This window comes from Capnocytophaga sp. oral taxon 332 str. F0381, from assembly GCF_000318275.2.
GTDB lineage: Bacteria > Bacteroidota > Bacteroidia > Flavobacteriales > Flavobacteriaceae > Capnocytophaga > Capnocytophaga bilenii.
The window spans coordinates 105,727-113,334 of the sequence record NZ_KB291344.1; the positions used below are offsets into that span (position 1 = coordinate 105,727).

Here is a 7,608-nt window from a genome sequence, read left to right on the forward strand (position 1 = left end):
ATATTAAATATTATTACGCTTCTATTTGTTGTAGCACTTTCAACGCTTGATACACGGTGTTAATACCGTCAAAGAGTATTAGCAAGCGCAGCCCATTGCGGGTTTCTTTTTCTTGTAATCGGCATTGCTTGGGATATCGCTGTACAAAAAGAAGCAATTTTTGGAAACGCGCACTCTGATAAAACGGACTATTCTGGTCGGCTATAAAATAACCTGTCATCTTTCCGTTCTTCATTACGAGTTTCTCTATCCCCATACGGGTCGCCAACCACTTCACGCGTACGCTGTTGAGCAGGTCGATAGCCTGAGGGGGCAGCTTGCCAAAACGATCGATAAGGTTGCGTTCGTACTTTTGTAATGCGTCTTCATCGGTGATATTACTTAGCTCGTTATATAGGTTCAATCGTTCGGCTACTCTATTGACATAGGTGTCGGGGAAGAGCAATTCAAAGTCTGTATCTATTTGTGTATCTACTAAATAGGTTTTATTTTCCTCTTCGGTATGATACAAGGCTGAAAATTCGTTTTCTTTGAGTTCTGTTATGGCTTCTTGCAATATTTTTTGGTAGGTATCGAACCCAATTTCGTTGATAAAACCACTTTGTTCACCGCCAAGCAAGTCGCCTGCCCCTCTAATTTCTAAGTCTTTCATTGCAATGTTAAGTCCGCTGCCCAAATCGGAGAACTGGGCTATTGCTTCTATACGCTTGCGGGCATCATCGCTCATTGCTATCAGTGGAGGTGTGATGAAGTAGCAAAACGCTTTTTTATTGCTACGCCCTACCCTACCACGCATTTGGTGCAGGTCGGACAAGCCGAAGTTATGAGCGTTATTGATAAAAATAGTGTTAGCATTCGGCACATCCAATCCACTCTCAATAATAGTGGTAGCCACCAGCACATCGTATGCCCCTTCCATAAAGGCAAGCATCGTTTCTTCCAGCTTTTTGCCCTCCATTTGTCCGTGTCCTATGGCTATGCGGGCATCGGGTAACAAACGCTGTATCATACCAGCAACTTCCCTGATGTTTTCAACCCTATTATGCATAAAAAACACCTGTCCACCGCGTTGTATTTCGTAGCGAATACCATCGCGTATCACCTCTTCGCTAAAAGGTATCACTTGCGAATCGATAGGATAGCGGTTAGGCGGTGGCGTATTGATAACCGAAAGGTCGCGAGCTGCCATAAGGCTAAACTGCAAGGTTCGCGGTATAGGGGTAGCTGTAAGGGTCAGCACATCAAGGTTTTCTTTTAGGGTTTTGAGCTTGTCCTTCACCCCTACCCCAAACTTCTGTTCCTCATCTACTATCAGCAGCCCCAAATCTTTATATTGTACCTTTTCGCCTACTATTTGGTGGGTACCGATAACGATGTCCAGCTGCCCTTTGGCGAGTTCTTCCAAAATGATTTTTTTCTCCTTAGCCGTGCGGAAACGATTCAGATAATCGATGCGCACCGGAAAATCTTTCATTCGCTGACTAAAGGTTTGGTAGTGCTGAAAAGCCAATACCGTAGTAGGCACTAATACTGCTACCTGCTTGCCGTTATCCACTGCCTTAAAGGCTGCCCTAATAGCCACTTCGGTTTTGCCAAAGCCCACATCGCCGCAAACCAACCTATCCATAGGTTTTGTACTTTCCATATCGGCTTTTACTTCGGCAGTAGCCTTGCTTTGGTCGGGGGTATCTTCGTAGAGGAATGAGGCTTCCAGCTCGTGCTGCATATAGCTGTCGTGCGCAAAGGCATAGCCTTGCGCCTCTTTGCGTTTGGCGTATAGCTGAATAAGGTTGAAGGCTATTTCTTTTACTCGTGCTTTGGTTTTCTGTTTGAGGGCTTTCCACGCTCCTGACCCCAACTTGTATATTTTGGGCGGCTTGCCGTCTTTGCCGTTGTATTTGGTTATCTTGTGCAAGGCGTGAATGCTGACAAATAGCACATCGCGATCGCCGTAAATCAGCTTGATAGCCTCTTGTTGCTTGCCTTCTACTTCTATTTTTTGCAAGCCAGCAAACTTACCTATTCCGTGGTCGATATGGGTAACATAGTCGCCTACCTCCAGCTGCATCAGCTCTTTGAGGGTTATTGCTTGCTTTTTGGCATAGCCGTTTTTCAGCTGAAATTTATAGTAGCGCTCAAATATCTGGTGGTCGGTAAAAACGTTTATTTTCAGTTCGTTATCTACAAAACCTGCGTGTAACGAGAGCTGTAGCGTTTGGTAGGCTACCTTCTGCTCCATCTCTTCAAATATATCGTGAAAACGCTTTGCTTGCTGCTCGGTGCCGCACAATATATAGTTCTGATAGCCCTCGGCGTGCTTGTCGTTTAGGTAAGCAATGAGCAGCTCAAACTGTTTGTTGAAAGAAGGTTGGGGCAAAGTAGAAAAAGGAAGTATCACCTCTTGATGCTGTGCTTTAGTGGGTGAAAAAGCGGTATGTACGTTCACTTGCAGGAAGCGTTCCAGCTGTTTTTGCAATTCTCCTGATTGGCAATAAAGTTCCTCTGGGGAAGTACGTTTTACCCCTTGCTCCATTTTGTTGTATATATCGGTAGCTTTAGCAAAAAGTTTGTCTATTTTTGGGGGCATCAAGCCTATATCTTTGGCTATAAAAAGCGTTTTTTCGCTGATGTACTCCAAAAAAGATTGGCGCACCTCTTCACTTTCTTTGTTATCTACATTAGGAATTACGGTAATTTGTTCTAATCGGAGTTTTGACAGCTGAGTTTCTACATCAAAAATGCGAATACTTTCAACTTCATTGCCAAAAAACTCAATGCGATAAGGCTCATTATTAGAAAATGAAAAGATGTCTACAATTCCCCCTCGTACCGAAAACTCACCAGGTTCGGTAACAAAATCGGTGCGGTGAAAATTATATGAAAAGAGTACTTCATTGAGGAAATCAATGGTTAGGTTGTCGCCTTTACTGATTTTGAGTGTGTTTTTTTCTAGTTGCTTGCGAGTAATCACCTTCTCGAACAAGGCTTCGGGGTAGGATACTACTACCAACGGCTTATTGCTATGACTCAATTGATTTAACACTTCTGCCCGCAGTAGCACATTGGCATTGTCGGTATCCTCTATTTGGTACGGACGGCGATAGCTATCGGGAAAGAAGAGTACCCGTTCTTCGCCTATAAGAGCTTCTAAATCATTCAAGTAATAAGCACTTTCTTCTTTATCGGGCAATAGCAAAAACAGATGTTGCTTTTTCTGAAAAAAAAGATTGGCTACCACTACTGATAGCGCTGCACCTACCAGCCCATCAATTTGGCAGTTGCGATGTTGTTTTAGCTCCTCGATGAGGTGCTGATAAGCTTTACTTTGCGAAAATAACTGTAATAATTCCACCGTTTTAATAACCATTTATCAAGAAATGTGGCAAAAGTAATAAATAATTTCCAAGTTGTAGCACGACAGGCAATAAAAAAAGAGGCTTTTTTAGAGCCTCTTTTGTTAAATTAGTAACTTATGATAATAAACTCACTACGCCTGTTCTGTTGGTGTTGTTCTTCAGTACAAGGCACATCGTTAGTACAATCATTTACCAACTGAGTTTCGCCATAACCTTTACCTGTAATGCGGTTCTTTTTAATACCTTTAGATACTATCCAACGTACAGTTGATTTAGCTCGGCGTTCTGACAAGGCTAAGTTGTATTTATCAGAACCTCTACTATCGGTATGCAAGCGTACATCTACTTTCATTGTAGGGTGTTCTTTCATTATAGCTACAATCTTAGCAAGCTGTTCTGCTGCGTCCTTACGTATGTTAGATTTGTTGTAATCAAAATAGATATTATCAATTTGTAACATTTTAGCAAGGTCTTTACCCACTTCCATTTTTTCTTCTTTTTTCTCTTCTACCACTACAGGTATAGGAGTCATACGCAAATCGGTAAATACCTCCTTAGTGCTATTGAGTGCCAAAGGCTGTTCGGTGGGGTTATATTGTTCTTTTTCAGATTTCAAAAGCAAACGCAAATCGCCACAATCGGCAGTATATTTAAGAGTAAAACGACCTTCCTCATCGGCTACTGCTTCTTCCATCAGTTTTTTATCAGCTCCGAAAAGGCTCACTTTGGCTTGGGGTATAACTTTACCTGTGGCATTATCTTTCACTATACCTTTAAGGCTATATTGGCAGGTAAAACGCAAAGGTGTATGCTCATAAAAACTATAAATATCATCACTACCACGCCCTTCGGGACGATTAGAGGTAAGGTAACCAATGTGTGTTTGGCTATTGATAACGTAGCAAAAATCATCTTCAGCACTATTAGCAGGTCTACCAATATTGGTAGGTTTAGAGATAGGGTCGCCATTTTCGTTGAGTTTTACGGCAAAGATATCAAGTCCGCCTAAACCAGGGAAACCGTCTGATGAATAGTACAATATATTGTCGTCCGACACAAAAGGGAAAGATTCACGCCCTGGTGTATTGATTTTTTCGCCTAAATTTTCAGGTTTGCCATAGCCACCAGAAGGAAGTATAAGCGCTCTATAAATATCGGAAGCTCCTATAGAGCCTTTCATATCGGAAGTAAAGTAGATATACTTACCATCGGGTGAAAGAGCGGGGTGCGCTACGCTATGAATATTGCTATTGAAAGGCATTTCTTGCACATTGCCCCATTTGCCATTTTTATCTTTAGTAGCACGGAATATTTTTAGCAACACTGTTTGGTCGCCATTGGTTTTTACCTCGTTGTTGATAAAGTTATTACGGGTAAAGTAAATTGTATTACCATCTTTGGTAAAAGCAGCTGTCGACTCGTTGAACTTGGTATTGATACCATTGAGTTTGGATTTTTTAAAAGCCTGCAAGCTATCGGTATTGGCTTCGTAGAGCGAATAGAAGTTATCGCCTGTCCATTCAGAGCGTTTGCGCAAGAAACCTCCGCTGGCAGTGGCATAAACAATGTTATCACCATAGAAAGCTGTACCATACTCCGATTTACGAGTGTTAATCTTGAGCAGGTTGAGTTCCAACCTATCGGAATTGCGTTTTACCTCGTTTTGATAATCTCTATTTTTCATAAACAAGATTGCACGCGAATCGTTTTTATCGGCAATAGCTACGAATCTATCCATCACTTTGTCAGACTCTTCATACTCACCTTTACTTTTAAGAGTTTGTGCATAGCGGTAATAGTATTCGGGCTTGACGTTAAAAGGTTTCCCTTTGGCATCTTTGCCTGTAAATAGTTTGGCATACCACTTATTTGCCTGTTGATAATCGGCATTATAATAATAACAATTACCCAAGTTTTCTAATAACTCTTGAGGTTCTACGCCTTTGCGTGCAATACTTTCGTAAGCAGCAATAGCCTCCATATAGTCCAAATTTTTGTAATATTTGGCTGCTTTACGCAAAGCGTCTTTTTCATCTTGAGCAAGAGAAATTTGTAGTGTAGTGATAGCAAAAATTGCTAAAAGAAGTTTTTTCATCAGAATATTTGTCAGTTGTTTTATGTTTTTATATTTATATGATTATGTAAAAACAAATACTTTGCCAGCGTCTTTTATCCTAAAAAAGACGCTGACAAAGTTTTGGATGCTTTTGGATTAGTAATGTTTTTATTACTATGGAATTACATAGCAGTAATTATAAACTCACTACGACGGTTTTGTTGGTGTTCTTCTTCGGTACAAGGTACGCCATCTTTACAACGATTTACCAAGCGACTTTCACCATAACCTTTTGCTTTTAAGCGATTTTTAGCAATACCTTGAGATATTATCCAGTTCATAGTAGATTTTGCACGACGGTCAGACAACTTCATATTTGCGCTGGCAGAACCTCTACTATCGGTATGTGAACGAATATCAATCTTCATACGAGGATATTCCTTCATAGCCTCAACAATTTTGATAAGTTCTACTTCGGCATCAGGGCGGATATCAGCTTTACCTAAGTCGAATTTAATTTCTTTGATTTCAAACACCTTCGCTAAGTCCATACCTTTTTTAAGCACTTCTTTTGGTTTGAGCAATATTTCGTAAAGCTCATCATCGCCGTCTTCTTTTAAGGTAAGGTTTACTTCGGCAGTTTGAAATTTTTCTTTTTCGCCGCGCAAGTAGTAACGAGGGTCGTCATTACAGCTTTGTTTTTCAAAAGTGTAAGTACCTTCTGCATTGGTTTTTTGTTTGTCCAACTGAGTCATTACTTTATCAGACAAGGTAACGGTAGCATTAGGAATTACTTCTTTGGTTTTAGCATTTTTAATAACTACTTTTATAGGGCGTTCGCAGCTAAATTCTAAAGGCACATCTTCGTGGAAAGTGTAGATATCATCACGACCTTTACCACCAGGGCGGTTAGAGCTTAAGAATCCTAAACGAGTGCTTGCATCTATAACGAAGCAGAAGTCGTCATCGGCACTATTACCAGGTTGCCCGATGTTCATAGGTTTAGTTTTGGTGCCATCATCTTTAAATTTAACAGCAAAAATATCTAAACCACCTAAACCAGGTATACCGTCAGAAGAGTAGTACAATACGTTGTCATCAGATACAAATGGGAATGACTCACGCCCTGCGGTATTGATAATATTACCTAAGTTTTCGGGTTTTCCAAATTGCCCGTTAGCTAATATTTCAACTCTATAGATATCGGAGTTACCGAATGAGCCAGCCATATCGGAAGCGAAGTACAAGTATTTACCATCAGGTGAAAGTGCGGGGTGAGCTACGTTGTACTGGTCGCTATTGAAAGGCAACTCTTCTGCTTTGCTCCATTTACCACTTTTATCTTTGGTAGAACGAAGTATTTTTAGCAGGATAGTATTTTCCATATCGGTACCCAACTTTTTGTTTACGTAGTTATTACGTGTAAAGTAAATGGTATTGCCATCTTTAGTAAAAGCGGCTGTTGATTCGTTGAAAGGGGTATTCAAAGTAGATGAAAAAGCTTTTCTTTCACCTAATTTTTGGTCGTAATGGTCGGCTTCGTAAAGGTCGTAAAAACCTTCCCCTGTCCATTGAGATATATTACCGCGAGAGTTTTTAGCACTTGCAGCTCCTGAGAATACGATTTTATTAGTACCATAAAAAGCGGTACCATACTCTGAGCTTTCGGTATTGATGCTTGCGTTGTTCAACTGAAAACGACCAGAATTTTTCTTAATAACTTTCTGATAGTCTTTATGTTGCTCAAACATTGCTGCGCGAGTATCATTAGCATTAGTAAGCTCTATGAACTTAGCCATCATTTTGTTGGACTCATCATATGAGCCTACAGATTTTAGCACTTGTGCATAACGATAGTAATACTCTGGTTTTATTTGGTAATTACCTTCAAAAAGTTGCTTGTACCAAGGCAATGCATTTTTATATTCGGCATTGTAGTAGTAAGAGTTTCCGAGACTCTCAAGCATTTCTTGATTAACAAATCCTCTCTTGGCAATGCGTTCGTAAATTTTAATTGCATCGATATAAGAAAAGTTGTTGTACATTTCATTTGCCTTTTCCAGCTCTTTCTCGGGCTGAGCAAAAAGAAGTGTAGTGCCTAATAAGGCTGCACTAAAAGTTAATATTCTCATTCGTTAGATATTTTAAATATATAGTTGTAATTCTGTTTTATTAGAAGAAACGTGGTGAAACGAT

3 protein-coding genes are annotated in these 7,608 nt (G+C 40.2%); all 3 read right to left on the minus strand.

From position 1 onward, the window contains the following. Nucleotides 1-13 precede the first annotated feature (13 nt). The gene (gene mfd, locus HMPREF9075_RS11630; protein WP_009416800.1) at nt 14-3,367 is read right to left on the minus strand and encodes a transcription-repair coupling factor; all 3,354 of its coding nucleotides are present in this window, start codon (nt 3,365-3,367) and stop codon (nt 14-16) included. 95 nt (nt 3,368-3,462) lie between these two features. Next, nucleotides 3,463-5,451 (minus strand): OmpA family protein, encoded by a 1,989-nt coding sequence (locus HMPREF9075_RS11635; RefSeq protein WP_009416801.1) that lies wholly within the window; start codon nt 5,449-5,451, stop codon nt 3,463-3,465. Nucleotides 5,452-5,594: 143 nt separating this feature from the next. Continuing rightward, nucleotides 5,595-7,544: an OmpA family protein gene (locus HMPREF9075_RS11640; protein ID WP_009416802.1), complete on the minus strand. Its 1,950-nt coding sequence runs from the start codon at nt 7,542-7,544 to the stop codon at nt 5,595-5,597. Nucleotides 7,545-7,608 lie beyond the last annotated feature (64 nt).